Origin of the sequence: Streptococcus rupicaprae, assembly GCF_040545225.1 — a bacterium.
GTDB classification, from domain to species: Bacteria; Bacillota; Bacilli; order Lactobacillales; family Streptococcaceae; genus Streptococcus; species Streptococcus rupicaprae.
In genome coordinates, this window is record NZ_JBEPLO010000002.1 from 64,394 (window position 1) to 89,730 (window position 25,337).

Here is a 25,337-nt window from a genome sequence, read left to right on the forward strand (position 1 = left end):
GTGTTTACACGATAGATTTGACCATAGTGAGTTGGTCAAATGAGGAGCGGCGATTAGCTTTCAAGAAATTCTTGTCTTACTACCAGCAGTACGGTAGAAGTGTTGTATGATGCGATACGCTGTGCTAAGCCGACAATTAATGATTACTCCGCTGATGATATAATGATATATATTAGTCGGTGACCTTAGTAGGTCATTTCAGAAGGACTGGAAGAAGACAGGCATTATTTTGCAGTTAAACAAAGGGATGGTTGTATCGTTTTTTGGGTTTACTTACTGGTATAGTCACTGAAGCTGATAAGTTTAGGGTATCCATGTGATGGAGTAGTTGTTTGTCGTTAAATGAAAAAAGCTCGACCCCGGCTTTTTAAAGCTGTTTATAAGCATTAGTTGATCTATGTTTGTTTTATTTGATCATAAAGCCTATGTGGTGAATGAGATAAAATCTTGCTTAGAGGTACTACCAGTTGGTAGCCCAAGCACTGTTAATACTCATTCAAAATCAAAAATAACTACTGACTAATTAAATTAGGTGTGGAGCGTTTCGATTTTGAAACCTTTGAGTAGAAAACGGCTACTTAAAATTCATGATTCCTAAGTTTAACTTAGATATTAAAGTCTGGCATGTTGTCAGTCTCTAAGACTTGCTGTTTTTGATTTTACTAAGTGTAAATCTGCTTTTGCAGGTAAGAATAGTTCTCTTCTGCTCATTGTAGAAAAAGGAAAAAAGTTGACCTATTTGGGAAGTTATTACCATCAAATCCGTTTTAAGATGAATTCCACTTGGATAAAAGAAGTTGTATTTTCTTGAAAAATATACCAAAATGATAACGCTTTAATTTTTTCTTGTTTTTAGTTGACTATGGATTTCTGATACGGTATAATAAGATTGTTCATAACAATTTAGATGGCAAAGAAGCCTACTTGTTCGCAACGGTGCGCACGTTCTCGATCAAGGGGTTTTTCTGCTATCTTTTTGTTTTTTTTGAAATATTATCATATCTTATCTTATTTAAGGAGGTCTTCCATGCGAAAAACAGGTATTGTCTTGCTTTGTGGAGCGGTGCTATTGTTGAGTGCTTGTCAGTCAACACCAAAGACTGATAGCGGCCAAGAGGTCAAGACTAGCCAAGTGTCAACGACTTCGGTTGTGTTGGAAAAAGGGCTCTGGGAAGAAAAGCTATATGCCCGTCTATCTCAGTTAATCCAGTATTATGGCAATGAAAGTGCTACCTACGATGCTAATCAAAAACCGTATGCTGTCTTTGACTGGGATAATACGACGGTCATTAATGATATTGGTGAAGCCACTTTTACCTATCAAATTGCCAATCTCGTGTTTAAGATGACTCCAGAAGAATTTGACCGCGCGATTCGGACCAATTTGCCCCTAGATGATTTTGTGGCGGAGTACCATAATCGTGATGGTCAGGCTGTCAATATTGACAGAATTGCTCATGACCTTGTTTCTGATTACCGCGTGCTTTATGAGGAATATGAAGGACTTTCTGGTAAAAAATCCTTAGCAGAGGTTCAAAAACTTAATGAATATCAAGATTTTCGTGCCAAACTACGTTACTTGTATGAGGCGGTTGGAGGAACCTTTAGTTCGGATGTCAGCTACCCTTGGGTGACCTATCTTTACGCAGGAATGACTTCAGAGGAGGTTCACCAGTTATCAGCCAAGTCTATTGAAGCAGCTTTGGCGGATGATTTGGTTTATGAGACTTGGGAGAGTCCAGCGGATCTTAAAGGCGAAGCTGGTCAGGTCAGCGTGCAATTTAAGCGAGGGGTTCGCTCAGTCAAGGAAATGCAAAATCTTTTTGCCGCTCTAATGGGTAATGGTATTGATGTCTACATTTGTTCAGCATCTTATTACGATGTTATCTATGAGTATGCCACTAATACGACCTATGGTTATAATGTGCCAGCTGAGAACATTTATGCCATGATGCTTACTAAGGATGATAAAGGGGTTATTCAGCCGCAATTAGACCCAGATTATTATCAGACACAGGGGGAGGGAAAAACCAAGACGATCAAAGAGTTTATCGCAAAACATCATGGCGGTCAGGCGCCAATTCTCATCGCTGGTGATAGCAATGGGGATTATGCTATGTTAAAAGATTTTGATGAGTTGCAGATGGGGATTATCTTTAACCTTCTACGAACGCCTAATAAAGGCATCGCCCTTCTAGCTCAGGAGGCGGTAGACACTTATGGTCAAGAGGATGCTGTTTATTTCTTGCAAGGACGTGATGAGAATAAAGGAGTCCTTCGTGATGAACGTGAAACCATTAAACTGGATCAGAAAGAAGCACAGTTGATGAAAGAGTGACGTTAAGCTGGGCATAATCAGTGATTTTTAATGGCTAGCCGAAGTGCTAATGTTCCTGTTGTGATAACTGGCGAATAAAGTGATTCATATGAATAAGGTGATTCATATAGTGTACACTTCTAAGGCTATCTGATCGTTAAAGAAGGCAGTTGATAGGCTGTTGGGCCTAGTTCTTCTAAAAGTGGAGTGCCAATCTGGTTTCCACATTTTAAGGTTTAGATTGGGGCATTCCTTAAACAGAATGCTTCAGTCTTGCCTTGTTTAGCTGAGTAGAGCAGGAGTGAGGGTATTGAAAGGGTAACATCAGTTGCTAGGGAAGCCTAATGTCTTAGCGTTCTATTTAAAAATACCAAGGGACGTACTTAGGGAAGTCAATGGCACTGGGCAGGTTGGGAAGAAATGTATCTTCTGGCTATTGAGCAGGCTTTTGTCAACAGTTCAATTAAGCTAGAGATGGGTTTGATTTTCAGGGGTCCCTAACCAATTTTGAGGTTGCTTCTTGTTGATGAGGAGTCGAGTGTTGTGATCAAGTGGAGAAAAATAATGAAAAAAATTATGTTTGTGGGGCCTGTCGGTGTTGGTAAGACAACTTTGACTCAGCGGTTGAAGGGGTTAGATATTACTTATTATAAAACTCAAGCGATTCAGTTTCATGATGCGATTATTGACACGCCAGGAGAATTTTTGCAGCATCGTCGCTATTACAACGCCTTGACGGTAACAGCAGCAGAAGCAGATGTAATCGGGATATTAGTGGCGGCGACGCAGCAGATGCAAACTTTTCCACAAGGCTTCTCATCGCTGTTTACGAAGCCTGTTATTGGTGTCATTACCAAGGTTGATTTGGTATCGGACGATACAGCTGTAAAACGAGCACGAGAGCAGTTGGAGCAGGCTGGAGCTAGGCGGATATTTGAAGTATCTGCTGTGGCTGATACAGGTGTTGAAGCGCTTAAGACCTATCTGGAAGATGAGGCTAGCGACACTTGATAAGTGAGGGGCTTTGGTGTTATACTAGGTTAAAAAGCTGTTTTTAGGAACTGTCTTTTTAGGAACTGTCGATAAGGACCTAATATCTTTGTGAGGCTGAGGCTTAAAATGAAAGGAAGGATTGAAATGATAGAACATGGAGGAAATGTTGCAGAAATTGCAGCACAGCGAGGAGAGAATCATCGTGATTTCTTGGATTTAAGTGCTAATATCAATCCTCTTGGTCTGCCTCAGCAATTGAAACACTGTCTGCAAGAGAGTATTACTGCGCTGGAACATTATCCAGATAGTCACTACCGGCAAGCTCGTGAGTTTTTAGCAGAGTATCATTGTTGTCAAGTGAACCATGTTGGTCTGTGGAACGGTGCTATTGAAGCCTTTTATGAGCTGGCTAGGCTATTTCGTCCCCAAAAGGTCTTGCTCTTACAACCAACCTTTATGGAATATGAAGAAGCGTTTAGGCAAGTTGGAGCTATGTGCCATTATGTTGCGCTTGAGGGAGAATCATATTACCCCAATTTGGAGATCTTATTAGCAGAAGTTGCTTCTTTGCAAGCCGGTGATGTGGTAGTTATTTGTAACCCTAACAATCCGACAGGTAGCTTGTGGCCATTAAAGGATTTGGTGGCAGTGGCGATAGCCCTCCGAAATCGTGGGGCCTTTCTCATCCTGGATGAGGCTTTTATGGATTTTGTTGTTAATGAATCGGACTATTCATTTATTTCCCTGCTTTCAGACTATCCAAACGTCATTGTCGTTCGTTCTTTGACTAAGTTTTATGCTATTCCAGGTCTGCGTTTAGGGTATAGCGTCAGTTACTCCCCACTTTACAGTGCTTATTTGCAAGAAGCCCTTCAGCCTTGGCGAGTTAATACGTTTGCCCAAGCTGCAGTTCCTGTGCTTCTTGAAGACAAGGTTTATCAAGAACAAACGGCAGTGTGGCTCCGTGAAGAGCAACCGTTTCTGTACAACTCTTTGAAGGCCTTCTCGGTTTTGACAGTTGTCCCTCCTAGTGTTAACTATATTTTCTTTCGTTATCATGGGCAGCTTGATTTGCGAGAGGTTCTTTTAGAGCATCAGGTGCTGATTCGTTCTTGTGCCAATTATCATGGATTGACGGCGCAACATTATCGGGTTGCCATTCGTAGCAGGGAAGAAAACCAACGCTTTTTAGCTGCCCTCGCCCTTGTTCTAGACCAGGGAGAATCTGAATGAGTTGGGTGAAGGCGAGCTGTCCAGCTTCGTGTGGGGAGTTGTTCCAGTGCACAGATGGTCAAAAGGAGTATTTGCTATCTTATGGCATTGATCGGGGAAGCTGGGTAGACATTGGGAGCACAGAAACTTTTGAGGAGGAGTTTCCTGAAAAAATGACAAGGGTTCTGAAGAGGCGTTTCCCCTCCCTATCGGTACCAATGAACTATGGTAGAACGGTTCCAGTGGGTAAGGGCTACTCTAGCAGTACAGCTGATCTGGTGGCCTGTCTGCAAGCGGTTAGTGTGACAATAGGAGAGCCATTGACTGCTGAACAATTGACACGTTGGTGTGCTGAGATTGAGCCAACAGATTCTGTAGCTTTTGCAGATTGGACAGTGATTGACCCTTTAACGGGGGAAGTCATTTATCAAACAGATTGGAAGCCAAAGTTATTTGTCTATGTGTTGGAACCTGAGCAGCTGATTGAGACCATCAGTCTTCCTCGAATGACTATAGATTCTGCTTACCCATGGAAGGATTCAATAAACTTGTTAGAAGTCTTTAAGCAGGCTTGTCAGTTGCAAGATGTTCAGTTGTTGGGGCAGGTAGCCAGTCAAAGTGCGTTGCTCAACAATCAACGCTTACCCAAACCCTATCTGCCTGAGCTGTTGGAGCTAGCTAAAGGCCACGCTGCTCTTGGGGTTAATGTTGCCCATAGCGGGTCAGTGGTTGGAATCTTATTGACCAAGGAAGCTTTGCCTAACTTGCCAAGGCTTGAGCAGGCTTTAAAAGACGGACCGATAGGCGACTATTATGGCAAACGTTATTTGGCACAGCTCTGCTACGAAGGAGTCACCTGGCGAAAGGAGTGCGAGTGATGGATGATTTATTGGAGTTGATTCAAGGGATCTCCCCTATGAATCACGCTAAACGAGCAGCCGGTCAAGCTTGGTGTGACCGATTGGCTAAGCCTCCAGGAGCGCTTGGTCAGCTGGAGCTGATTTATGCCAGACTTTATGCCCTGTTTGATGGAATCATTGACTTAGAGAAAAAGATTGTTCTGGTCTACGTGGCTGATAATGGCATCGTTGAGGAGCAGGTGTCTGCCAATCCTCAGGAGACCACCTATATTGTTGCTCAAAACATGCTAGCTGGTCAGACGGGCTTGTGTGCCATTTCTCGTCATGTAGGGTCGGACCTCTGTGTCGTGGATATTGGGTGCAAGCGTGATATCTACCCTTCAGTAGAGGATAAGGTGATGCCTGGCACCAAGAATTTCAGGCACCAAGCCGCCATGTCAAGAGACGAAGCTATCAAGGCCATAATGATTGGTTATAGGCGCACCTGTGCGTTGATGGAGGAAGGCTACTACTTGTTCGGTACCGGTGAGATGGGGATTGGCAATACCACTACTTCAGCTGCGGTGATCAGCGTTTTGCTCGATAAAGATCCGTTTGAGGTGACGGGTTATGGGGCTGGTTTGACGGAGGACAGCAAGCACCATAAGGCTATGATCATTCAGGAAGCGATTGCTCACCATGCTCCTTACGAAGATGTTTTGGACGTGGTAGCTAAAGTTGGTGGTTTAGATATGTTAGGAATGGTGGGGACCTACTTGGCTTGTGCGCGCCACAGTTACCCTTGTGTCGTTGATGGGCTGATTTCGGCGACTGGTTTACTGATTGCTAGTCGCCTAGCACCGGCCGTGTTGGATTATGCGTTCGCCTCTCACCTATCAACTGAGCCAGGCTATGCGATGATTTGTCAAGAGTTGGGCTTACAACCGATGTTACAGCTTGGAATGCGGTTGGGTGAAGGTTCGGGATGCCCCTTGGCATTCTTTATCATGGAAAATGCCGTATATACGATGGAACATATGCCAACATTTGCTCAAGGACATCTTAATCCTGACGACTATGTGGATATTCGGTGAGGCATTGCCCTCATTGTTGAAGTTCTCAGGCGATAAGATATAGTTCATCTATTGCTGGTGGTTTTTGTGAAAAAGTAGAGTCCTACGCGATAGTCTATTGTTGTTCAGATTGACATGATGAGATGTCGTTATTCATTTATTTTATAGTTCTTGGATTAGCGGATACTTGACGGTATTCTAGCTCACCTAGGAGTTTATAACAACTACTTTCTGAGAACAGTAAGGAGGATTTCAATCATGCTGAGATTATTAAATGCTTGTGTCTAGAGTGACACTCAATTGACTATTGATGAGCTAGCTATTAAACGTCGATTAGCCAAAACAATTCGTGCAGTAATTGAATAGTAGCTGATATGAGATGCCTTCATTACCCTATTACGCGTATCGGATGGGTGTGACGTGAGGATAGCTTAGTACAGATGGTGTCTTGAGGTGGTCTCTGAAAAGTAGCTTTCTGCCTACTTTTCTTAAGTTAAAAGCCGATTAAATCAATGTTTTTTATATCAGGAACTGAGATTTTAGAGGTTCTCTTGAGATGATCAAACTCTCTGTTGTTTGAAGAAATGCCTCTACCGGACTGATGAAGTAATGTGAATAAAGAAAGGAAAAATGTGATGCAATTATATACGAAGACAGGTGATAAAGGCTTGACCAAGTTGGTTGGTGGCCAGAGTGTTGCCAAAGATGCAGAGCGGGTCAATGCCTATGGTACTATTGATGAATTAAATTCTTGGATTGGTTATGTGGTGAGCAAGATGCCAGAAGGGGATGCCTTTAAAGAGGAGCTTTTGGAGTTGCAACATTATCTATTCGATTGCGGGTCAGATTTATCAACCCCTCAAGGGGTTTACCCCTACAAGGTTGATCAAGCTATGGTGACCTGGATTGAGGAGAGAATCGATACCTATGCGGCCATTCCACCAGCGCTTGAGACCTTTATCCTACCTGGTGGTGATGAATTGGCGGCTATGATTCATGTGGCGAGAACGATTGCCAGACGAGCAGAGCGCCATATTGTCAGCACCATGTGGACGACTGAAATCAACCAGCAGGTTCTCGTTTTTGTTAATCGGCTGTCTGATTATTTCTTTGCCTTAGCTCGGGTACTTAACTTTGTAAGACAACAAACGGATGTCCCTTATGAACGGGGAGTCAAGGTCTTTCATAACATTACCAAAGCAGATGTTGAACGTTGGGCTAAGAAAGCTGATTAAAACTGGAGCGTCTGTTTAAAATTATGGTGTGGTAAGGTAACCTCAGGAGTAAACAATGCTCTCAAAAAGCACTTCTCTTCAATTGGTTGTCTGTTGTTCAAGCCATTAGCAGTTTTATAGGTTAAATCACAACTAATTTTGAAACTATTGCATATAAACACTTATAAGATTAAACTGATTATAAGTGTTTTTTAGTCAGTTTTTCTGGTTAGCAGGTTTTGAGACAATCCTTCAGTTTTTTAATCGGGGGTGAGGAAGGACTAGTAGATTAATCTAGTGAGGAGTTGCAGGAAGGTTTTATCTGTATTATTTTATAGATGTTTGGGTACTTATTATTAACTGTTCTAGAAGTTGAAGGCTTTATCACTAACTTTATCTTTTTTATAGTCTGTCATATTTTCAGTTGTTTTGCTTGATGATTTTTGTAACTGATTTTAAAAAAATGTAACTGATTTCAAAAAAAGACTTGACCCAAAAAATGACAAGTAGTATAATATGTTTATCAAGATGCGAATCATTTTTACACAACGATGTGTCTAGTTATCAGTGAGCAACGGGGCTACAAAAAGCTATCTTTTTGTAGCCCTTTTTCTATCCAATTAAGTGATAATGGAGGTTAGAGATGAAACGGTTTATGCTGGCTGGGGTATCTAGCGGTGTGGGCAAGACGACAGTCACCTTAGGGGTGTTGAAAGCTCTCTCTAAAATGGGATACCGTGTCCAGCCCTACAAGGTTGGTCCTGATTACATTGATACAGCCTATCACAGTCGGATTACCAAGCGTCCCTCACGTAATCTAGATAGTTTTATGATCCCTCATCAGGATGCCCTAGCTTGGTCTTATGTGAAATGGCAAGAGGATGTTGATGTCGCTGTTGTCGAAGGGGTCATGGGATTATTTGATGGTTTGGGCACGGACAAGGATTGTGCATCTTCGGCTTTTATTGCCAAGCAGTTGGACATTCCTGTCGTGTTGGTTATTGATGGCAAGGCGACGTCGACATCTGCTGCAGCTATGGTGCACGGGTTTGCAACATTTGACCCAGAAGTGACCATTGCTGGTGTGATCGTCAATCGTGTTGCTTCTGAGCAGCACTATGAATTGATTAAGGGGGCTATTGAGCGCTATACCTCTGTTGAGGTGCTCGGTTATTTTCCTAAGAATATCGCTGTGGAGCTGCCTTCACGGCACTTGGGTTTAATTCCTGACGTTGAGCTGGCTGGTTTGGATCAGAGTTTTGAGCAGTTGGGCGAGATGGCTTTGGCGCATGTGCGGTTGGAGCGTTTGTTGGAGAAGGTGGAGGCCCCACGTCTCTTGCAGGATAGCCCCTTTGAGGTGAAGAATGATACCCCTTTGCGCTTGGGTTATGCGCTAGATGAGGCTTTTCATTTTTATTATGAAGATAATCTGGATTTGTTGCGGGAAGCAGGGGTGACCTTGGTGCCTTTTAGTCCTCTGGCAGACCAGCAACTACCAGATGCAGATGCCTACTATTTTGGCGGAGGGTTTCCAGAGATGTATGCGGAGGCTTTGATGGCTAATCAGACTTTTCGTCAGTCAGTTTTAGAAGCCCACGAGGCAGGCAAGCCTATTTATGCTGAATGCGGTGGGTTGATGTATCTTGGAGAGGCTCTGGAGACTGCTGATGGGGTCTATGAGATGGTTGGGATTTTTGAAGGGAAAAGCGTGATGACATCTCGTTTGAAACGGTTTGGCTACTGTGAGGCCAAGACGCAGGTGTCTAGCTTGTTTGGTCCTAGTGGGACACTGGTTAGAGGGCATGAGTTTCATCATTCTGTCTTTGAGACCTCAGAACCTACGGTATTGGACCTGCATAAGGAGAGAGACGGGCAAGTCGTTTCACAGTGGGCAGGGGGCTATCAAAAAGGGCGTACCTTTGCGAGTTATCTACATGTTCACCTTTATCAGAACCAAGACCTCTTGTCCAATTGGTTAGACTATATTCGTGAGGCGACTTGATATGGTGGTGTTAGCAATGATTTTAGCGGTCTTGCTGGATTGGATCTTAGGTGATCCATACCACTGGCCACATCCTGTCAAATGGATGGGGCATTACATCTCCTTTTGTCTTCGCTATCGGGCCAAGCGCCCCGTAACAGCCTATCTGTTCGGAGGATTGCTGTGGGTAACGACGGTTGGTTTGACAGTTGGTGTGGCTACTGCTGGGCTTTATTTGGCCCAACAGGTTCACGTTGTGCTCTACTGGGTGGTCTGGGTTTACTTGGCCTATGCTAGTTTGGCGGGGCGTAGCTTGGCTGTTGAGGCTGTCAAGGTCTATCGAACGCTCCAAGAGGGGAGTCTCGAAGATGCTCGTTACCAGGTTAGTATGATTGTGGGGAGGGATACTACTTCTTTAAATCGAGAAGAGATTGCCAAAGCCACGATTGAAACGGTGGCTGAGAACACCAGTGATGGGGTCATTGGTCCCTTACTTTGTCTCTTTCTGGGTGGACCCGTTCTAGCCATGGGTTACAAGGCCGTCAATACCCTGGATTCCATGGTTGGTTATCGGACGGAAAAGTACCGTTATATTGGTTTTGTTTCAGCCAAGATGGACGATTTGGCGAACCTGCTCCCGGCTCGCTTGACCTGGGGTTGCCTTGTCTTGGCTAGTCACATGTTGCAGCTGGATGGGCGGTCAGCCCTGCGTATTGGCTGGCGGGACCGTTACCAGCATGCCAGTCCCAATAGTGCTTTTTCAGAGGCCGTGGTTGCAGGAGCTTTAGGCATCCGGCTTGGAGGGGCTCATGTCTACCACGGTGAGTTGATTGATAAACCGACGATTGGCGATCGGTTGCGGGCGGTTGTGCCCCAAGATATTTTGACCACAGTGTCCTTGCTCTACATGAGTACGACAGTTGCCCTGCTTCTTGGTCTTTTGAGTTATATCAGTCTAAACATGATAGGAGTTATCTGATGTCATATATTCAAAACCCATCCTCTATTGAGGAAAAAAGTTTTCAAATTATCCAGTCTGTGATTGACGAGGAACATGCCGGTTACGTCTTTCAAACAGAGATGGAAGAGTCCATCATCAAGCGTGCTATTCATACGTCAGGAGACTTTGATTACCTCTACACCATGCGATTTACCCATGAGGTGAATGACCGTATTTTAGAGGTTTTGTCGCAAAAAGGAACCTTGATTGTTGACTCTTCCATTTCCTTAAACGGCATTAACAAGCGTGTGCTGGATCAGATGGGGGTTCGCTATGAGTGCTTCATCAACCATGAAGAGGTGGTTCAGTTGGCGAAGGATAAGCAAATTACCCGAGCGATGGCTGCGGTTGAGTATGCCGCACGTTTGGAAGGTCCTAAGGTCTTTGCCTTTGGCGGTGCGCCGACAGCTCTGTCCTACCTGTTAGAATTGATTGAGGCAGGGCAAGCCACTGCTGATGCCATTATTGGTGTACCTGTTGGCTTTATCAATGTTGAAGAGTCTAAGGAAGCCTTGCTTGACTCACCTGTCCCTGCTATTGCTACCCTTGGTCGTAAGGGAGGGAGCACCATTGTTGTGGCGATTGTTAATGCTATTATCTACCAAATGAAAACCGTCGTAACGGATGATTATGTGCGTTATTCGACACCGACAGCGACAGAAGGAGGAAAAGGGTAATGTCTTATCTCAAGCAAGCACATCAGATTGAGGCAGCAAGTTTTGCTAAAATTCAAGAGATTATCGATCAGGAGCATCCGGATATCCGTTTTTCAGACCCTTTTGAAGAAGCAGTGCTCAAGCGGGTGGTGTTTACCAGTGCAGATTTTGATTACCTCTACAATATTAAATTTTCCAATGACGCTATCGCCCATATCATTCATGTTTTAACCCATCAGGGAACGATTTTTACAGATACAACCATGGTCTTGGGTGGCTTTAATAAAACCTTGCTGGATCAGCGTGGGGTCAAGTACCGTTGTTTGGTCAATGATCCTGAAGTATTCAAGGAAGCCAAAGAAAAAGGGATCACTCGTTCCATGGCGGCGGTTGAGTATGCCGCTAAGGTTGAAGGGCCTAAGCTCTTTGTCTTTGGTAATGCACCGACATCGATTTTTAAGGTCTTGGATATGGTTGAGGCTGGTCAGTTGCACCTTGATGCCGTGATTGGTGTTCCAGTTGGATTTGTGGGGGCAGCGGAGTCTAAACTGCAACTGCATGAGAGTGAGATTCCAGCGATTTCAGCTCTGGGGCGTAAAGGGGGCAGTACCATTGCGGCAGCAATTGTCAATGCCATCCTATATCAGCTGAAGGACGAGACCCAAGATTACCAACGCTACAGTGTACCAACATCAGCTGACTAAGCATTAAGAAAGGTGTGGTGAGATGGAAGAATACGTCTATGTTAATGGCAAAAAACTTCGGCGGGGCTACACAACAGGGACCTGTGCGACAGCAGCTAGCGTTGCTGCGGTCAGTATGATTTTGAACCAGGAGCTGGAGGAGAGGATTACTGTCCAGACAGCTTCAGGCGTGACAGTTACCATGACGGTTCACGACCCTTCTTTCGATGGTCTGACAGCGACGGCTGCGATTCAAAAAGATGGTGGTGATGATGCGGATGCGACGCATGGGATTTTAATCTATGCCACAGTAACCCTTTTGCCTGATCAAGCCGAGATTGAGATTGATGGGGGTCAAGGAGTTGGCCGAGTGACCCAGAAAGGGCTGGCCAACCCAGTCGGTATGGCAGCTATTAACCCGACTCCGAGAAAGATGATTGCCCAATCGGTTCGAGAATTAATCGGTCCAGACTGTGGGGCAAAGGTGTTGATTTTTGTGCCAGAAGGGGAAGAAATCGCCAAGCTGACCTACAACTCTCGGCTAGGTATTCTGGGGGGGATTTCTATTTTGGGCACGACCGGCATCGTTAATCCCATGTCAGAAGATGCTTGGAAGGCAGCCATTACCGTTGAGTTGAGCATGCTGCGAAACAATGGGCACAGCTCGGTCATTCTAGCACCTGGTAACTACGGTGAGGCCTTCGCCACCGAACAGCTAGGGATTCCCAAAGCGCATATCGTGAACATGAGTAACTTTGTCGGCCATGTGCTCAAAGAAGTTCAGCGCTTAGGCTTTACTAAGGTCTTGATGGTCGGGCATATGGGGAAATTGGTCAAGGTAGCTGCAGGCACCATGTCCACCCATAGCAAGGATTCGGATGGTCGGATTGAAACTCTAGTGGCCAATTTAGCCCTCATGGGAGCACCACTAGATATGCTTCAGCAAGTGGATGCTTGTATCACGACCGAGGCTGCAGCGGTCATTATCAAGAATTACGGCTATGAAGGGGTTTACCAGGTTCTAGCGGATAAAATCAAGATGAAGACAGAACGCTTGCTCAAATTTAAAAAACCGGCGGTCACCATTGAGGTGGTTCTGTTCGGTTCGGAGGATGGCTATCTGGCCTCTACGAAACCGCTGGAGGAGATTAAGGAGGAATGGACATGATTCATGTGGTCGGCATTGGTCCTGGAGATGCTCGTTTTTGCTTGGTGGGCCAAGAGGCCATTTGTGCGCAGGCAGACGTCGTCTTAGGCAGCGAGCGACATTTGGATGTTTTACCAGCAGCCTATCGAGACAAAGGGAAGGTTGCCCCTAAAAAATTAGCAGAGCTGGATCAACTCTTGCGTTGCTATCCAGAAGAGACTCAGATTGTTTATCTGGTGTCAGGAGACCCCTTGATCTACGGTCTAGGCAAGTGGTTGTCTGAAAAATTCCCAGGTCGGGTAGCGATTCAACCAGGCATTAGTGCCATGCAATACCTGGCTAGCAAGGTCTGTCTACCAATGAATGACGCTTATTTGACTAGCAGCCATGCCAAGGTGCCTAATTTTGATTTGATCATGAGCCTTCCTAAGGTCTTTATGGTGACGGATCAGCAGGTTGGTCCCTACCAGATTGCCCAAGAGGCTGTCAAGCGAGGGTATCGTAAGACGATTATTATTGGGGAACAATTAAGTTATGATGATGAAAGGATTAGCATTCTGTCGGCACAAGAGGTTGAAGATCGTGCCTATGAGATGAATGTGGTGGTGGTGCTCGATGAGGGATAGTGATTTTATTCGGACTAAGGTTCCAATGACCAAGGAGGAGGTTAGGGCTATCAGTTTAGATAAACTGGCCTTACACCGTGCCAAGCGCCTGCTGGACGTTGGGTCAGGGACAGGCAGCGTGACCGTTCAGGCAGCCTATACCTACCCAGAGTTGGAGGTTGTTGCGGTAGAGCGGAACCCGGATGCGGTGGCCTTGACCAAGGAGAATATAGCTCATTTTGGTTGCCAAAACATTACTCTCCATGAAGGCAAGGCACCGATTGCCCTTGATGGTCAGTTTGATGCCATCTTTGTTGGTGGTACTGGCGGTAACATGCAGGAAATTTTTGACTGGTGTGAGGAACTCTTGGTGCCTGGTGGGCGTCTGGTGCTCAACTTTATCCTCTTGGAAAATGCCTTGGAAGCAGTTACTATTGCTGAACAGATGGCTTGGGATGAGCTAGAGATGGTGTCGTTACAGGCCAGTCGTTGGACAGGGCTAGGTAAGGGGCATTACTTTAAGCCTCAAAACCCAACGATTATTGTGTCTTGTCAAAAAGCACAAGAAGCTTAGAAAGGAGCGTTTATGTCAATTGTTCATTTTGTCGGAGCAGGACCTGGTGATGTGGATTTAATTACCCTTAAAGGCTATAAGCAGCTGTCACAGGCTGATGTGGTTATCTATGCAGGCTCTCTGGTCAATCCTGCCCTTCTGGATTATTGTAAAGAGGGAGCTGAAATCCATGATAGTGCCAGCATGCACTTAATGGAAATCATTGATGTGATGGAGGCAGGGGTCAAGGCTGGTAAGGAAGTCGTGCGCTTACAGACTGGAGATTTTTCGATTTATGGTTCCATTCGAGAACAGACCGAGGAGATGAAAAAGCGCGGTATTCCTTTTGATTGCACCCCAGGTGTCAGTTCATTTCTGGGCGCGGCTTCAAGTATTGGGACGGAGTACACGGTACCAGAAGTTTCTCAGAGCGTGATTATCACGCGAATGGCTGGCCGGACACCTGTGCCTGATCAGGAATCCTTAAGAAGCTATGCCCAACACCGTACTTCCATGGCGATCTTCTTATCCATTCACGGGATTGATAAGGTTGTTGAGGAACTGGTGGCGGGAGGCTACCCTGAGACGACGCCGGCTGCTGTGATTTACAAGGCTACCTGGCCAGAGGAACGAAAGGTTTTTGGCGCCTTGCAAGATATTGCTCAGAAAGTTAAGGAAGCAGGAATTAGTAAAACGGCTTTAATTTTGGTGGGTGATTTTCTGGGGCAGGAGTTTTATTACTCCAAACTCTATCACGAGGAATTTGAACATGAGTTCCGCCACGGGAAAAGTAGCCATGCTAAATAAAGTTGCCATTGTCGCTCTCACGCCGACAGGTAAGGCCACTGCCTTAACCCTGCAAAAGGGTTTGGGAACGGGTCTGGTGTATACCCTGCCGAAATTGGCGGATGACGAGACGCTGGCCTTACAGGGGAGTCCTGTTCAGGCCATTGCTAAGCTCTTTAAGGAGGTTGATGTTCTCATCTGTATCATGGCGACAGGGATTGTCGTGCGCGCTATTGCACCTGTGGTGTTGGATAAGGCAGCAGACCCTGCGGTCATTGTTATGGATGAGAAAGCGACGAATGTGATCAGCCTATTGAGTGGTCATCTGGGCGGCGCTAATGAGCAAACCTTAGCGATTGCTCGTTTGATGGGGGCGAATCCTGTTATCACGACAGCTACTGATGTTCAAAATGTGGTGGCTTTGGATACCTTGGCCAAGTCGGTCAACGGCTGGCGAGATGACCTCCGCCCTCTGGTCAAGCCCTTTAACAGCTACCTCGGCAATCAGCAGCAGGTCTATTTCTATCAAGAAAAGGCTTGGGTGACAGACACACGAGGTTTGACGGTTATCACCGCTGAAGCGCTAGAGGATATTTTAGAGGGAACGGCTCCACTCATTATCCTAACGACCCGTCCCATTTCAGAAGTCAGGGAAAATGTGGCGGTCATCTACCCCAAACCTTATCTTCTAGGTGTTGGTGCACGTAAGGCAGTATTGCCTGAGGTTTTTCAAGAAGGGTTTGAGCTCTTTTGCCAGCAAGAAGGGATTTCCCCTCAGGAAATTGCTAAGATTGTCAGTATTGATGTCAAAAAACAAGAAGAAGCCATTCTGTCTCTGGCGTCAAGCCTCGGCTGTCCCTTTGAGACTTTTACTAAGGAAGAGCTTCTTTTGGTTGCTGACAAGTACCCGCAGTCAGCCTTTGTCAAGCAGACGGTTGGGGTTGGCAGTGTTGCTCTTGCCAGTGCAGATTTTGCGAGCAATGGTCAGGTGTTGACGGATCGTTTCGCCAAGGATGGCTGTACCTATGCTCTGGCCAAGGCTACTGTCATTGAGTTGGGGAGTAGGTGACTGGAGAGGTAGTGACATGCCTATCCAAACTCGTTTCCATAAGTCGGTCAAAGAATCTGCTGGTATTATTACGTTTTTATCAGAGAATCAGGAGCTTGAGTCTTTTTAAAGAGAGCGCCATCAGATTTGGTTCGTTTGAGCTTAGAGTAATCATCAGATTAAATCATGGCTCTCGTGATAGATTGCTATAATAACAAGTTTTAGAAATAAAGGAGAATAAGATGTTATACGTTATCGGCTTAGGCCCCGGTAAAGAAGAATTGATGTCGCGCGAAGCACTTGAGGCGCTTGAGGATTGTGAGATTGTTGTTGGCTATTCCACCTATATGCGTTTGATCCGTCATTTGGTCAAGGACAAGGAGCATGTCACCACAGGCATGCGTCATGAAATTGAGCGCTGTCAAAAGGCTATTGATTTGGCACTTGAGACAGGGAAAAATGTCGGCGTGGTCTCTAGTGGTGACGCTGGCGTTTATGGTATGGCTGGTTTGATTTTGGAACTTTTAGGGGATAACAGTGAATTGGATGTTAAGGTGGTTCCAGGGATTACAGCTAGCCTTGGGGCTGCAGCTGTCATGGGAGCTCCTTTGATGAATGACTTTTGTCACATTAGCTTGAGTGACTTGATGACCCCTATGTCTGTGATTGAAAAACGCCTGCATGCAGCTGCTAAAGGTGACTTTGTCATCTGCCTTTACAATCCGAGAAGTAAAGGGCGTCCAGATCATTTGGCCAAAGCCTTGTCCATCATTTCAGAATACAAGTCAGAAGACACTATCGTTGGTATTGGTAAAGATATTGGCCGAAAGGATGAGACTTATATTTTAACTACCATCAAAGATTTAGATGAGTCCTTGGTGGATATGACGACTATTATCATTGTTGGTAACAAGGAAACCTATGTCAAAAACGGTCGCATGATTACACCGAGAGGCTACACCCTATGATGAAGCTATTGTTGGGAGGAACGTCAGACAGTACAGATATTCTAGCCTTGCTCAATGAGCTGGAGCTGTCTGTTACCACCTCTGTCGTCACCGATTATGGCAAGCATTTGGCTTCCAAATTTGGTCAGCCAGTGATTCAAGGGCGGTTGACTGCTGAGGACATGGTAGCCTTCATTCAAGCCAACGGTGTTGATGAAATTATCGATGCCACCCACCCCTTTGCGGATATTGTGTCCAAGGAGGCGATTAGAGCGGCAGAGCTAGCTGGGGTATCCTATGTGAGGTTTGAACGTCAGGCAACTCTTGACTTGAGCGGGGCTATTGTCGTTCATTCTACCGAAGAGGCCATTCAGGTTATGAGGCAAAAGGGTTACAAGACGGTTTATCTAGGGACAGGCAGCAAGACCCTGCCGCTCTTTGTTGAGGGCTTGCCTAATAGCCGTATCGTGGTGAGGGTCTTGCCAACCTCGGAAGTGTTGCTGGCGTGTGAGCAATTGGGGTTGGTAGCTGATCAGATTGATGCCATCAAGGCTCCCTTTTCCAAAGAATGCAACAAGGAGTTGATCCTGCGCTCCAAGGCGGAGGTCTTTGTGTCCAAGGAGAGCGGTAGTGTCGGTGGCATTCGTGAAAAAATTGATGGTTGCCTGGAGCTGGGAATTGATTGTATCATCATTGCCCGCCCCTTGGTTGACTACCCGCAGAGTGTATCAACGTTAGAAGAATTGCGTGCCTATTTGGCTTAGAAAAGAAGGGAATAAGATATGACAGGTTTAGTCACTTTATTAGGAGCTGGTCCTGGTGACCAGGAATTGATTACTGTGAAGGGTGCTCGTCGTCTAAAAGAGGCAGACGTTCTGGTCTATGATCGGTTGATTAACCAGGACTTGTTTAAGTATCTTAAGCCTGATTGCGAGACCATTGACGTTGGGAAGCAACCTGGGATGCCGTGTGTGCGCCAGGATGAGATCGAGGCGATTTTGATTGAGAAGGCCAGAGAAGGCAAAGCTGTCGTGCGGTTGAAGAGTGGAGATCCCTACATCTTTGGTCGTGGCGGTGAAGAAGCCTTGAGTCTTGTTGAGGCTGGTATTGATTTTGAGGTTGTTCCTGGGGTGAGCTCGGCTGTGGCTGGCTTAACCTATGCGGGGATTCCGATGACCTTCCGTGATGTGGCGACGAGTTTTCATGTTTTTACAGGGCACCTCAAGGATGAGACCGAACAGTTAAACTGGGAAGCCATTGCTCAACTCAAGGGCACCTTGGTCTTTTTGATGGGCATGAAAAACTTAGCAACCATCACGTCAGAGTTGTCTAGCCGTGGCTTTTCATCTGAGACGCCTGTGGCTGTGATCGAATGGGCGACCCATCCTCAGCAGCGTTCAATTTATGGGACACTATCGACCATCACAGAGCTTGTGGCTGAGCATGGCTTGACAGCACCGAGCATCATTGTGATTGGCGATGTGGTTTCCTTCCGCCAGCAGTTAAACTTTCATGAGCACCTGCCCCTATCTGGTCGCCAGATTTTAATCCAAGCGTCTCCGACAGGCAAACTGCCTCGTCTCCTCAAGGATGATGGGGCAAACCTAGTGACCTTCCCAGGTCGAAACAAGGTGAATCCTTTCCCTTTTAAGCTTCCTGATGTAACAACTCTTGATGGCCTTTTGGTGGCGGATTGGCAGAGCTGGCTTCTCTTTTTAGAGGCTCTTAAAGCGACAGGACAAGACTTACGAGCTTTAGGGCATGTGAAGGTCGTTGCGGTAGGCCAACACACTTCTAAGGCGATGGGAGAGTCAGGTTTAATTCTTTATGCCAAGGGAGCTCACATTCACGGTGAGGACTTGGTTGAAACGTTGGCCAACGAAACCGGTAACTGGTACATTTTAGCACCTGACTATAAGCAGGCGGCCGTCCGTCGTTTTTATGAGTTACCTGTCCTTGTGACCCACACTGTCGATTTTGATGATGACTTGCCTGATTTATCGGAAGTGGAGCTAGAGGCGATTTGCTTGCCAAATTCTCTAGCGGCAACCAATTTTGTTGCCATGGCAGAGGAGCTAGAGGTTAAGCTTAACCATCTGCCGATTATTGTTATGGGTGAGACCACTAGGGCCGTTATTGAGCAAGCAGGCTATACAGAGATTATTGAGACAGACAAGCCGACCATTGCGGCCATTCGTGACAAGTGCCGCCAGCTGTTGACAGAGGAATAAGCGGATGACAAAAGCCATTTTAGTAGTGAGTTTTGGGACGACTTATCCTGAAACTCGGCAAAAAACGATTGAAGCCTGCGAGCAAGTTATTCAAGCACGCTACCCAGATTATGCGGTTTATAGAGCCTTTACCTCAGGTGTGGTGATTCGTCGGATCAAGGCCAATGAAGGGCTGGATATTCCTAATGTTATGCAGGCTTTGGAGCAAATGACCTCAGAAGGTATTAGAGAAGTCTATATTCAGCCCTTGCACATCATTATCGGCGGAGAATACGACAAAATTCTCAAGCAATCAGAGGCGTTTGTCTCCAGTTTTGATGTACTCAAGGTCGGGAAGCCACTCTTGTATAGCCAAGAGGATTACAAGAGGGTCAAGGCCCTTCTCCTCAACCGCTATGGACGTTTTGGCCCAAAAGCTGCGAGTGTCTTAATGGGACATGGCAGCCAGCACTATGCTTTTGTAGCTTATGCGGCTTTGGATCACATGTTGCAGGGGACAGCTGTTCGGATGGGGTGTGTGGAGAGCTATCCTTCTGTTGAATTGATTGAAGAGCAACTGCGTCAGACTGGGGTGACGGATATTCATTTGGCGCCCTTTATGTTAGTAGCTGGTGACCATGCAACCAATGACTTGCTGTCGGATGAGGACGATTCTTGGAAAACCTACTTTGAACGTCGTGGCTACACTGTCATTCCCCATCTGGTTGGCTTGGGAGAATACCCTGAAGTACAGGCGCTCTATCTGGAACATCTAAATGATATAATTGGTTAGGAGGACATTATGGCGACATTTTACGGCATTGGCATCGGACCAGGTGACAGCGAGTTGGTCACTGTCAAAGCCAGTCGGATGCTCAAGCAACTTGATATTCTTTACACACCAGAAGCTAAGAAAAACGACAAGAGCTTGGCCCTTAGTATTGCAGAGCCCTACCTCAGTGAGCACTTGCAAATCAAGCAACGGCATTTTCCCATGGTGCGTGATCGCTCTTTGAAAGAGGGCCAATGGCAATCAATTGCAGAGGAAATAATCGCTGATGTCCAAGCGGGAAGCAATGTTGGCTTTATCACTCTTGGTGATCCGATGGTATTTAGTACTTATGCTTATTTGTTAGAGATTATCGGGGATCGTATTGAGACCAAAACCATTCCAGGCATTACCTCTTACAATAGCATAGCGTCTGAGGTTGGCGTGCCTTTGGTCATGGATGAAGAATCCTTTGCAGTGGTGCCTGCTACCGCAGGCTTGGAACGTCTGGAGGCTGCCTTGTCCTTGCATGAGACAGTTGTTATCATGAAGGTGGCCAATTACCTGCCAACTATTTTGCCTCTATTAGACAAGCACGGGCTTTTGGACACGACGATTTTGGTTAGTCATGCTAGCACAGATAGGCAAGACGTTCGCCGTGGGGTGAGGGATCTTTCCTTCGATGAGAAACTGTCTTATTTTACCACACTGATCGTTAAGCAACCTTAAGGAGGCTATGATGAAACACAAATTATCTCTTATCATTTTATTGTTACTGTTAGTTGTTATGAGTGGTCCGTCAGTATCAGCTATGCACATCATGGAAGGCTACTTACCTCTCGTTCACTGTCTGTTGTGGTTTGCCTTATTTTTGCCGTTTTTCATCTACGGGGTGGTTAAGCTTCGTCGGGTGATGATTGAACAACCTACTCAGAAGGTTTGGTTAGCCTTGTCAGGTGCGTTTGTTTTTATTTTATCAGCCTTGAAAATCCCATCTGTCACAGGCTCAACCTCTCATCCAACCGGTGTTGGTTTTGGGACAGCCATGTTTGGTCCTAGTGTCATGGTAGTTTTAGGTACCATTTGCTTACTCTTTCAAGCCTTGTTTTTGGCTCACGGAGGATTGACGACTTTAGGAGCTAATGGCTTTTCAATGGCAGTTGTAGGGCCTTTTGTCGGTTATGGCATCTACCGTCTCGTTCGCCGTTTTGGGGTCAATAAAAAGGTGGCTATCTTCTTATGTGCTTCCTTGGCTGATTTGGCCACTTATTTGACCACTTCCCTGCAACTGGCGATTGCTTTTCCAGATGGCCAAGCAGGGGTTTTGGGGGCTGCAATGAAATTCATGGGGGTCTTCATGGCTACTCAGGTGCCAATTGCCATTATTGAAGGTCTCTTGTCAGTGGTGCTTTATAACTTGGTGAGCAACTATTCTAAAGAAGTGGAGGTCTTTTCCGCATGAAAAAGCAGAACCTATTCTTGCTCCTTAGTTGTGTCTTTATTGTGTTAGCGGCCTTTTGGTTAGCGCCTGAACAAGCTGAATTTGGCGGTTCAGATGGTGGTGCTGAAGCAGCTATTACCGAAGTTCGTCCAGACTACGAACCATGGTTTGCCTCTCTTTATGAACCAGCCAGTGGTGAGATTGAGAGTCTGCTCTTCACCTTGCAAGGCAGTATTGGTGTGGGGATTATTACCTACATCATTGGTTATCATAAAGGAAAGAAAACGCATGCTCATCTTTGATTATTATGCCTACCGCAACCGTTGGGTAGGTGTCAATCCAAAGATTAAAGTGTTGCTCTATGTGCTGTCGCTAGGGATTTCATTTTCTGGAATCCTTAGCTGGCAGCTGGGGCTACTCAGTGTCTTGGTGCCGTTGACGCTCTATGTGGGACGTATCCATTGGCGGAGTTATGTCAAGTGGGTCGCAGTATCTGTTCCCTTTGTTTTTATCAGTTTAGTAACCATTTTATTCAGTATCAGTAGGACGCTACCGGCTGAGACCTTATGGTCATGGCGGTTGGGAAGTTATGTCTTGAGCATTGAGCCAGCGGCCTATCAGGAGACTTTAGCCCTATTGGTTCGGGTCTATGTGAGTTTGGCAGCGACCTTCTTTTTGACCGTGACAACACCTTTTCCACAACTGATTAGCCTCTGTCGTAAGGCACATGTTCCTAAAGAGCTGATTGAATTGGTAGTCTTGATGTACCGCTTTATTTTTATGTTTTTACATGAGTTTCTGGTCATGCGAGACACTTTGGATTTGAAGTTTGGTTTTGGTGGTGTCAAGCAGAGTTACCAGACCTTGGGCTTGTTGTCAAGTCAATTGTTTACTAGATTGATACAAGCAAATCAGCATGTGGTTGAGATGCTAGAGATACGGTTTGATCAGTAGGGGATGAGAATGTTAGCAGTAGAACAAGTGACCTATTCTTATAACCCTTCTTTCGGGCATGCCCTCAATGAGGTGAGTATGACCTTTGATAAAGGAGGGATTATTGGTATTTTAGGGGCCAATGGGTCTGGTAAGTCGACCCTGATGAAGGTCATCATGGGGCTTTACCGTCCCCAGAGTGGCCGAGTGCTCTATGAGGGCGCTGGACTGAGTTACCGAAAAAAAGACCTTTATGCTTACCGTCAGGATGTCTGTATTGTGTTTCAGGATCCAGAGCAACAGCTCTTTTATGCGCTGGTTGAGGATGATGTAGGCTTGGCGTTGAAAAATCTAGGCTACCCAGCGGAAGTCATTGAGCAGCGTGTGGCAGAGGCCTTAGACGCCATGCATATTCAGCATTTGGCCAAGCGACCGATTCAGTACCTGAGTTTTGGTCAGAAAAAGAAGGTTGCGATTGCAGGTGCTGTCGCTCTCAAGCCCAGCTACCTCTTGCTCGATGAGCCGACGGCTGGGCTGGATCCTAAGGGGCGCTCGCATATGATTCGATTGATGAAAAAGCTGGTTCAGCAGGGGACAACCATTATTTTGACCAGTCATGATATGGATTTGATGTATGACTGTTGTGACTACACTTATGTGCTTCATCAAGGGCAGCTGATCCTTGAGGGTGAAAAAGACACGGTCTTTTTAAACAGGGACTTGTTAGAGAAAGCGCGCTTAGGTGTGCCGTGGTTGGTGCGTCTCCATCAGGAGCTCGGTCTGCCACTCTGCTCTAGTGAAGATGAATTTTTTGAAAGGATGGGAAATGGCAATGGCAAAATCACTCATGGTTCAAGGGACAGCTTCTGATGCAGGAAAGAGTGTGATTGTAGCAGGGCTGTGTCGGATTTTCAGACAGGATGGCTTATCGGTCGTACCGTTTAAGTCGCAAAATATGGCGCTTAATTCATTTATCACCAAAAAGGGGGATGAAATGGGACGGGCTCAGGTCTTTCAAGCTGAAGCTGCCAAGGTCGAGCCTGATGTTCGCATGAACCCTGTCCTTCTCAAGCCGACATCGGATCGAAAGTCCCAGGTTGTCTTTATGGGCAAGGTTTTGGCAGATATGGATGCGGTGACCTATCACGAGTTTAAGCAGGAGCTCTTGCCTAAAATCAAGGTGGTCTATGAAGAGTTGAGCCAGGAAAATGATGTGATTGTTCTGGAAGGGGCGGGTAGTCCAGCTGAAATCAACTTGAATGATCGCGATATTGTTAACATGGGGATGGCTCGCTTGGTGGATGCTCCAGTTATTTTAGTGGCTGATATTGATAAAGGCGGGGTCTTTGCATCAATTTACGGCACCATTCAGCTGATTCCAGAAGAGGATCGTCACCGCATCAAGGGGGTCATTATCAATAAATTCCGTGGGGATGTTGCCCTCTTGCAATCAGGCATTGATATGATTGAAGCATTGACCCAGGTGCCAGTTATCGGTGTTGTGCCTTATGCTCAGCTGGATTTGGATAGTGAAGATAGTGTTGCCTTGGTGGAAAAGAGTCGCCGTTTTGATCGTAAAAAAGACTTGGATGTGGCGATTGTCTGCCTCAAGCGTATGTCTAATTTTACCGATTTCCATAGTTTGGAAATTCAACCAGACGTCTCCGTGCGCTATGTCATGCCGGGAGATGCCATTGGTCAGCCCGATCTCTTGATTTTACCAGGTAGTAAAAATACAATTGAGGATATGGCTTACCTGCGTCAGTCAGGCTTGGAAGAGGAAATCAAAGAGAGCTTAAGTCGAGGCAGTCGGATTTTTGGGATCTGTGGGGGGTATCAGCTCTTGGGGAAAAAACTTTCAGATCCCTTGCATGTTGAGTCCAGCATTGATGAGATAACAGGGCTGGGCTTACTGGAGACGGAGACCATTTTCCGAGCGGTTAAACGGACAACCCAGGTGCAGGCTGACCATGCGGGTCATTGCTTAGACGGTTATGAAATCCACATGGGAGAGACTATTCTGGCTGAAGGGGTTGAGCCGTTCTCCTGCATTCGTCTGCAAAATGGTGAAGAGACCGAACGATTTGATGGAGCGATTGGGCACGATGGCTTGGTTCAAGGCACTTACCTGCACGGGGTCTTCGATAACTTGGCCTGGACCAGGGACTTTTTGAACCAGCTACGACAAGCCAAAGGACTTGAGCCTATTGAAGGGCAGACCCTGACCATCGACGACTTTAAGGATAAGGAATATGACAAGTTGGCAGATATTGTGAGGGCTTCTGTCGATATGGACAAGCTCTATGCTATTTTAAATCAGAGCATCTAGGAGGCGACGAATGAGGATTTATACCAAATATGGTGATACAGGCTTTACCCGGCTTTATGGAGGTGATCGTGTGTCCAAGACCCATTGCCGCGTGGAGGCTTATGGGACTATGGATGAGGTGTGTTCGCTCTTGGGACGGATTGTGTCAGAGATGAGGGACTACCCTGCTCTGGATGATTTAAGGGAAGAATGTGAGGAAATCCAGCAACACCTCTTTGATTGTGGGAGCGATTTGGCAACGCCAAGGGAGTTGCGTCCCTACAAGCAAGAAGAGGCCAATGTGACCTGGTTGGAGGAGAAGATGGATGCCTATATTCCGATTCCAGAAGCCTTGGCTTATTTTATCATTCCTGGGGGGCATCCTCTGGCCAGTTCCTTTCACATGGCCAGAACCATGACCCGTCGCTTAGAGCGTAAAATGGTGGCCGTCATTGAAGCTCAAGAAGCGATCAATCCCATAGGTCTCAAGTACATCAACCGCTTGTCTGATTATTTCTTTGTCATTGCCCGCTTGGTGAACCATCGTTTGGGGGTGCCAGATACAGTCTACAAGCGGAGTGCTAAAATTTTTAAATCTCGTCAAACAAAAACAGGAGAGTAG

At 46.0% G+C, this 25,337-nt stretch carries 26 protein-coding genes; all 26 read left to right on the forward strand.

The window, feature by feature from the left end; genetic code table 11:
• Positions 1-907 precede the first annotated feature (907 nt).
• The 26 genes from ABID29_RS01160 (at position 908) to ABID29_RS01285 (ending at position 25,337) form a co-directional block, all read left to right on the forward strand.
• Complete coding sequence (locus ABID29_RS01160) at positions 908-2,338, forward strand: HAD family hydrolase (RefSeq protein WP_435533139.1); 1,431 nt, start codon at positions 908-910, stop codon at positions 2,336-2,338.
• A gap of 543 nt (positions 2,339-2,881) precedes the next feature.
• Positions 2,882-3,328 carry a EutP/PduV family microcompartment system protein gene (locus ABID29_RS01165; protein ID WP_168550056.1) on the forward strand — a complete coding sequence of 149 codons (447 nt, stop codon included), beginning with the start codon at positions 2,882-2,884 and terminating at the stop codon, positions 3,326-3,328.
• Positions 3,329-3,454: 126 nt separating this feature from the next.
• The gene (cobD, locus tag ABID29_RS01170; protein ID WP_354363827.1) at positions 3,455-4,543 is read left to right on the forward strand and encodes a threonine-phosphate decarboxylase CobD; all 1,089 of its coding nucleotides are present in this window, start codon (positions 3,455-3,457) and stop codon (positions 4,541-4,543) included.
• Positions 4,540-5,400 (forward strand): GHMP family kinase ATP-binding protein, encoded by an 861-nt coding sequence (locus tag ABID29_RS01175; RefSeq protein ID WP_354363828.1) that lies wholly within the window; start codon positions 4,540-4,542, stop codon positions 5,398-5,400. Before cobD ends, ABID29_RS01175 begins: the two co-directional genes overlap by 4 nt.
• Complete coding sequence (gene cobT, locus ABID29_RS01180) at positions 5,400-6,455, forward strand: nicotinate-nucleotide--dimethylbenzimidazole phosphoribosyltransferase (protein ID WP_354363830.1); 1,056 nt, start codon at positions 5,400-5,402, stop codon at positions 6,453-6,455. Before ABID29_RS01175 ends, cobT begins: the two co-directional genes overlap by 1 nt.
• Positions 6,456-7,069: 614 nt before the next feature.
• On the forward strand, positions 7,070-7,669 hold the full coding sequence (locus ABID29_RS01185) for a cob(I)yrinic acid a,c-diamide adenosyltransferase (RefSeq protein ID WP_168550060.1): 600 nt from the start codon (positions 7,070-7,072) through the stop codon (positions 7,667-7,669).
• Between the two features lie 622 nt (positions 7,670-8,291).
• A complete protein-coding gene (locus ABID29_RS01190; protein WP_354363832.1) occupies positions 8,292-9,650 on the forward strand; it encodes a cobyrinate a,c-diamide synthase in 1,359 nt (452 codons plus the stop codon).
• A gap of 1 nt (position 9,651) precedes the next feature.
• A complete protein-coding gene (cbiB, locus tag ABID29_RS01195) occupies positions 9,652-10,608 on the forward strand; it encodes an adenosylcobinamide-phosphate synthase CbiB (protein ID WP_354363833.1) in 957 nt (318 codons plus the stop codon).
• Entirely contained in the window at positions 10,608-11,306 is a 699-nt protein-coding gene (locus ABID29_RS01200) for a cobalt-precorrin-8 methylmutase (protein ID WP_168549150.1), read from the forward strand. The genes cbiB and ABID29_RS01200 overlap by 1 nt, the downstream gene beginning before the upstream one ends.
• Positions 11,306-11,989: a cobalt-precorrin-8 methylmutase gene (locus tag ABID29_RS01205; protein ID WP_354363835.1), complete on the forward strand. Its 684-nt coding sequence runs from the start codon at positions 11,306-11,308 to the stop codon at positions 11,987-11,989. The genes ABID29_RS01200 and ABID29_RS01205 overlap by 1 nt, the downstream gene beginning before the upstream one ends.
• Positions 11,990-12,011: 22 nt before the next feature.
• A complete protein-coding gene (cbiD, locus tag ABID29_RS01210) occupies positions 12,012-13,136 on the forward strand; it encodes a cobalt-precorrin-5B (C(1))-methyltransferase CbiD (protein WP_354363836.1) in 1,125 nt (374 codons plus the stop codon).
• Positions 13,127-13,741 (forward strand): cobalt-precorrin-7 (C(5))-methyltransferase, encoded by a 615-nt coding sequence (locus tag ABID29_RS01215; protein WP_354363837.1) that lies wholly within the window; start codon positions 13,127-13,129, stop codon positions 13,739-13,741. The genes cbiD and ABID29_RS01215 overlap by 10 nt, the downstream gene beginning before the upstream one ends.
• The gene (locus ABID29_RS01220; RefSeq protein WP_354363838.1) at positions 13,731-14,294 is read left to right on the forward strand and encodes a decarboxylating cobalt-precorrin-6B (C(15))-methyltransferase; all 564 of its coding nucleotides are present in this window, start codon (positions 13,731-13,733) and stop codon (positions 14,292-14,294) included. Before ABID29_RS01215 ends, ABID29_RS01220 begins: the two co-directional genes overlap by 11 nt.
• A gap of 12 nt (positions 14,295-14,306) precedes the next feature.
• Positions 14,307-15,080 (forward strand): cobalt-precorrin-4 methyltransferase, encoded by a 774-nt coding sequence (locus ABID29_RS01225; RefSeq protein WP_354363839.1) that lies wholly within the window; start codon positions 14,307-14,309, stop codon positions 15,078-15,080.
• On the forward strand, positions 15,043-16,128 hold the full coding sequence (locus tag ABID29_RS01230) for a cobalt-precorrin 5A hydrolase (RefSeq protein WP_354363840.1): 1,086 nt from the start codon (positions 15,043-15,045) through the stop codon (positions 16,126-16,128). Before ABID29_RS01225 ends, ABID29_RS01230 begins: the two co-directional genes overlap by 38 nt.
• A gap of 221 nt (positions 16,129-16,349) precedes the next feature.
• On the forward strand, positions 16,350-17,075 hold the full coding sequence (gene cobJ / locus ABID29_RS01235) for a precorrin-3B C(17)-methyltransferase (protein WP_354363841.1): 726 nt from the start codon (positions 16,350-16,352) through the stop codon (positions 17,073-17,075).
• On the forward strand, positions 17,072-17,818 hold the full coding sequence (gene cobK / locus ABID29_RS01240) for a precorrin-6A reductase (protein ID WP_354363843.1): 747 nt from the start codon (positions 17,072-17,074) through the stop codon (positions 17,816-17,818). The genes cobJ and cobK overlap by 4 nt, the downstream gene beginning before the upstream one ends.
• 18 nt (positions 17,819-17,836) lie before the next feature.
• The gene (cobA, locus tag ABID29_RS01245) at positions 17,837-19,285 is read left to right on the forward strand and encodes a uroporphyrinogen-III C-methyltransferase (RefSeq protein ID WP_354363844.1); all 1,449 of its coding nucleotides are present in this window, start codon (positions 17,837-17,839) and stop codon (positions 19,283-19,285) included.
• Positions 19,286-19,289: 4 nt separating this feature from the next.
• Complete coding sequence (locus ABID29_RS01250; RefSeq protein WP_354363845.1) at positions 19,290-20,057, forward strand: sirohydrochlorin cobaltochelatase; 768 nt, start codon at positions 19,290-19,292, stop codon at positions 20,055-20,057.
• 9 nt (positions 20,058-20,066) lie between these two features.
• Entirely contained in the window at positions 20,067-20,762 is a 696-nt protein-coding gene (locus tag ABID29_RS01255; protein ID WP_354363846.1) for a cobalt-factor II C(20)-methyltransferase, read from the forward strand.
• 7 nt (positions 20,763-20,769) lie between these two features.
• Positions 20,770-21,495 (forward strand): energy-coupling factor ABC transporter permease, encoded by a 726-nt coding sequence (locus tag ABID29_RS01260; RefSeq protein WP_435533140.1) that lies wholly within the window; start codon positions 20,770-20,772, stop codon positions 21,493-21,495.
• Positions 21,492-21,776, forward strand: a complete 285-nt coding sequence (locus ABID29_RS01265; protein WP_354363850.1) for an energy-coupling factor ABC transporter substrate-binding protein — start codon at positions 21,492-21,494, stop codon at positions 21,774-21,776. The genes ABID29_RS01260 and ABID29_RS01265 overlap by 4 nt, the downstream gene beginning before the upstream one ends.
• Entirely contained in the window at positions 21,763-22,428 is a 666-nt protein-coding gene (gene cbiQ / locus ABID29_RS01270; RefSeq protein WP_354363852.1) for a cobalt ECF transporter T component CbiQ, read from the forward strand. The genes ABID29_RS01265 and cbiQ overlap by 14 nt, the downstream gene beginning before the upstream one ends.
• A 9-nt stretch (positions 22,429-22,437) precedes the next feature.
• A complete protein-coding gene (locus ABID29_RS01275; protein ID WP_354363854.1) occupies positions 22,438-23,277 on the forward strand; it encodes an energy-coupling factor ABC transporter ATP-binding protein in 840 nt (279 codons plus the stop codon).
• Positions 23,240-24,736 (forward strand): cobyric acid synthase, encoded by a 1,497-nt coding sequence (locus tag ABID29_RS01280; protein WP_354363941.1) that lies wholly within the window; start codon positions 23,240-23,242, stop codon positions 24,734-24,736. The genes ABID29_RS01275 and ABID29_RS01280 overlap by 38 nt, the downstream gene beginning before the upstream one ends.
• A gap of 10 nt (positions 24,737-24,746) precedes the next feature.
• A complete protein-coding gene (locus ABID29_RS01285) occupies positions 24,747-25,337 on the forward strand; it encodes a cob(I)yrinic acid a,c-diamide adenosyltransferase (protein WP_354363856.1) in 591 nt (196 codons plus the stop codon).

Bases quoted from the DNA above. Each gene is read 5' to 3' on its own strand.
- ABID29_RS01230 (WP_354363840.1), top strand. From the start codon at position 15,043: ATGAGTTCCGCCACGGGAAAAGTAGCCATGCTAAATAAAGTTGCCATT.
- ABID29_RS01285 (WP_354363856.1), top strand. From the start codon at position 24,747: ATGAGGATTTATACCAAATATGGTGATACAGGCTTTACCCGGCTTTAT.
- cbiB (WP_354363833.1), top strand. From the start codon at position 9,652: ATGGTGGTGTTAGCAATGATTTTAGCGGTCTTGCTGGATTGGATCTTA.
- cobA (WP_354363844.1), top strand. From the start codon at position 17,837: ATGACAGGTTTAGTCACTTTATTAGGAGCTGGTCCTGGTGACCAGGAA.
- cobT (WP_354363830.1), top strand. From the start codon at position 5,400: ATGGATGATTTATTGGAGTTGATTCAAGGGATCTCCCCTATGAATCAC.
- ABID29_RS01275 (WP_354363854.1), top strand. From the start codon at position 22,438: ATGTTAGCAGTAGAACAAGTGACCTATTCTTATAACCCTTCTTTCGGG.
- cobK (WP_354363843.1), top strand. From the start codon at position 17,072: ATGATGAAGCTATTGTTGGGAGGAACGTCAGACAGTACAGATATTCTA.
- ABID29_RS01185 (WP_168550060.1), top strand. From the start codon at position 7,070: ATGCAATTATATACGAAGACAGGTGATAAAGGCTTGACCAAGTTGGTT.
- cbiQ (WP_354363852.1), top strand. From the start codon at position 21,763: ATGCTCATCTTTGATTATTATGCCTACCGCAACCGTTGGGTAGGTGTC.
- ABID29_RS01260 (WP_435533140.1), top strand. From the start codon at position 20,770: ATGATGAAACACAAATTATCTCTTATCATTTTATTGTTACTGTTAGTT.
- ABID29_RS01165 (WP_168550056.1), top strand. From the start codon at position 2,882: ATGAAAAAAATTATGTTTGTGGGGCCTGTCGGTGTTGGTAAGACAACT.
- ABID29_RS01190 (WP_354363832.1), top strand. From the start codon at position 8,292: ATGAAACGGTTTATGCTGGCTGGGGTATCTAGCGGTGTGGGCAAGACG.
- ABID29_RS01205 (WP_354363835.1), top strand. From the start codon at position 11,306: ATGTCTTATCTCAAGCAAGCACATCAGATTGAGGCAGCAAGTTTTGCT.
- cobD (WP_354363827.1), top strand. From the start codon at position 3,455: ATGATAGAACATGGAGGAAATGTTGCAGAAATTGCAGCACAGCGAGGA.
- ABID29_RS01255 (WP_354363846.1), top strand. From the start codon at position 20,067: ATGGCGACATTTTACGGCATTGGCATCGGACCAGGTGACAGCGAGTTG.
- ABID29_RS01280 (WP_354363941.1), top strand. From the start codon at position 23,240: ATGGCAAAATCACTCATGGTTCAAGGGACAGCTTCTGATGCAGGAAAG.
- ABID29_RS01220 (WP_354363838.1), top strand. From the start codon at position 13,731: ATGAGGGATAGTGATTTTATTCGGACTAAGGTTCCAATGACCAAGGAG.
- ABID29_RS01215 (WP_354363837.1), top strand. From the start codon at position 13,127: ATGGACATGATTCATGTGGTCGGCATTGGTCCTGGAGATGCTCGTTTT.
- ABID29_RS01160 (WP_435533139.1), top strand. From the start codon at position 908: ATGGCAAAGAAGCCTACTTGTTCGCAACGGTGCGCACGTTCTCGATCA.
- ABID29_RS01265 (WP_354363850.1), top strand. From the start codon at position 21,492: ATGAAAAAGCAGAACCTATTCTTGCTCCTTAGTTGTGTCTTTATTGTG.
- ABID29_RS01175 (WP_354363828.1), top strand. From the start codon at position 4,540: ATGAGTTGGGTGAAGGCGAGCTGTCCAGCTTCGTGTGGGGAGTTGTTC.
- cobJ (WP_354363841.1), top strand. From the start codon at position 16,350: ATGTTATACGTTATCGGCTTAGGCCCCGGTAAAGAAGAATTGATGTCG.
- ABID29_RS01250 (WP_354363845.1), top strand. From the start codon at position 19,290: ATGACAAAAGCCATTTTAGTAGTGAGTTTTGGGACGACTTATCCTGAA.
- ABID29_RS01200 (WP_168549150.1), top strand. From the start codon at position 10,608: ATGTCATATATTCAAAACCCATCCTCTATTGAGGAAAAAAGTTTTCAA.
- ABID29_RS01225 (WP_354363839.1), top strand. From the start codon at position 14,307: ATGTCAATTGTTCATTTTGTCGGAGCAGGACCTGGTGATGTGGATTTA.
- cbiD (WP_354363836.1), top strand. From the start codon at position 12,012: ATGGAAGAATACGTCTATGTTAATGGCAAAAAACTTCGGCGGGGCTAC.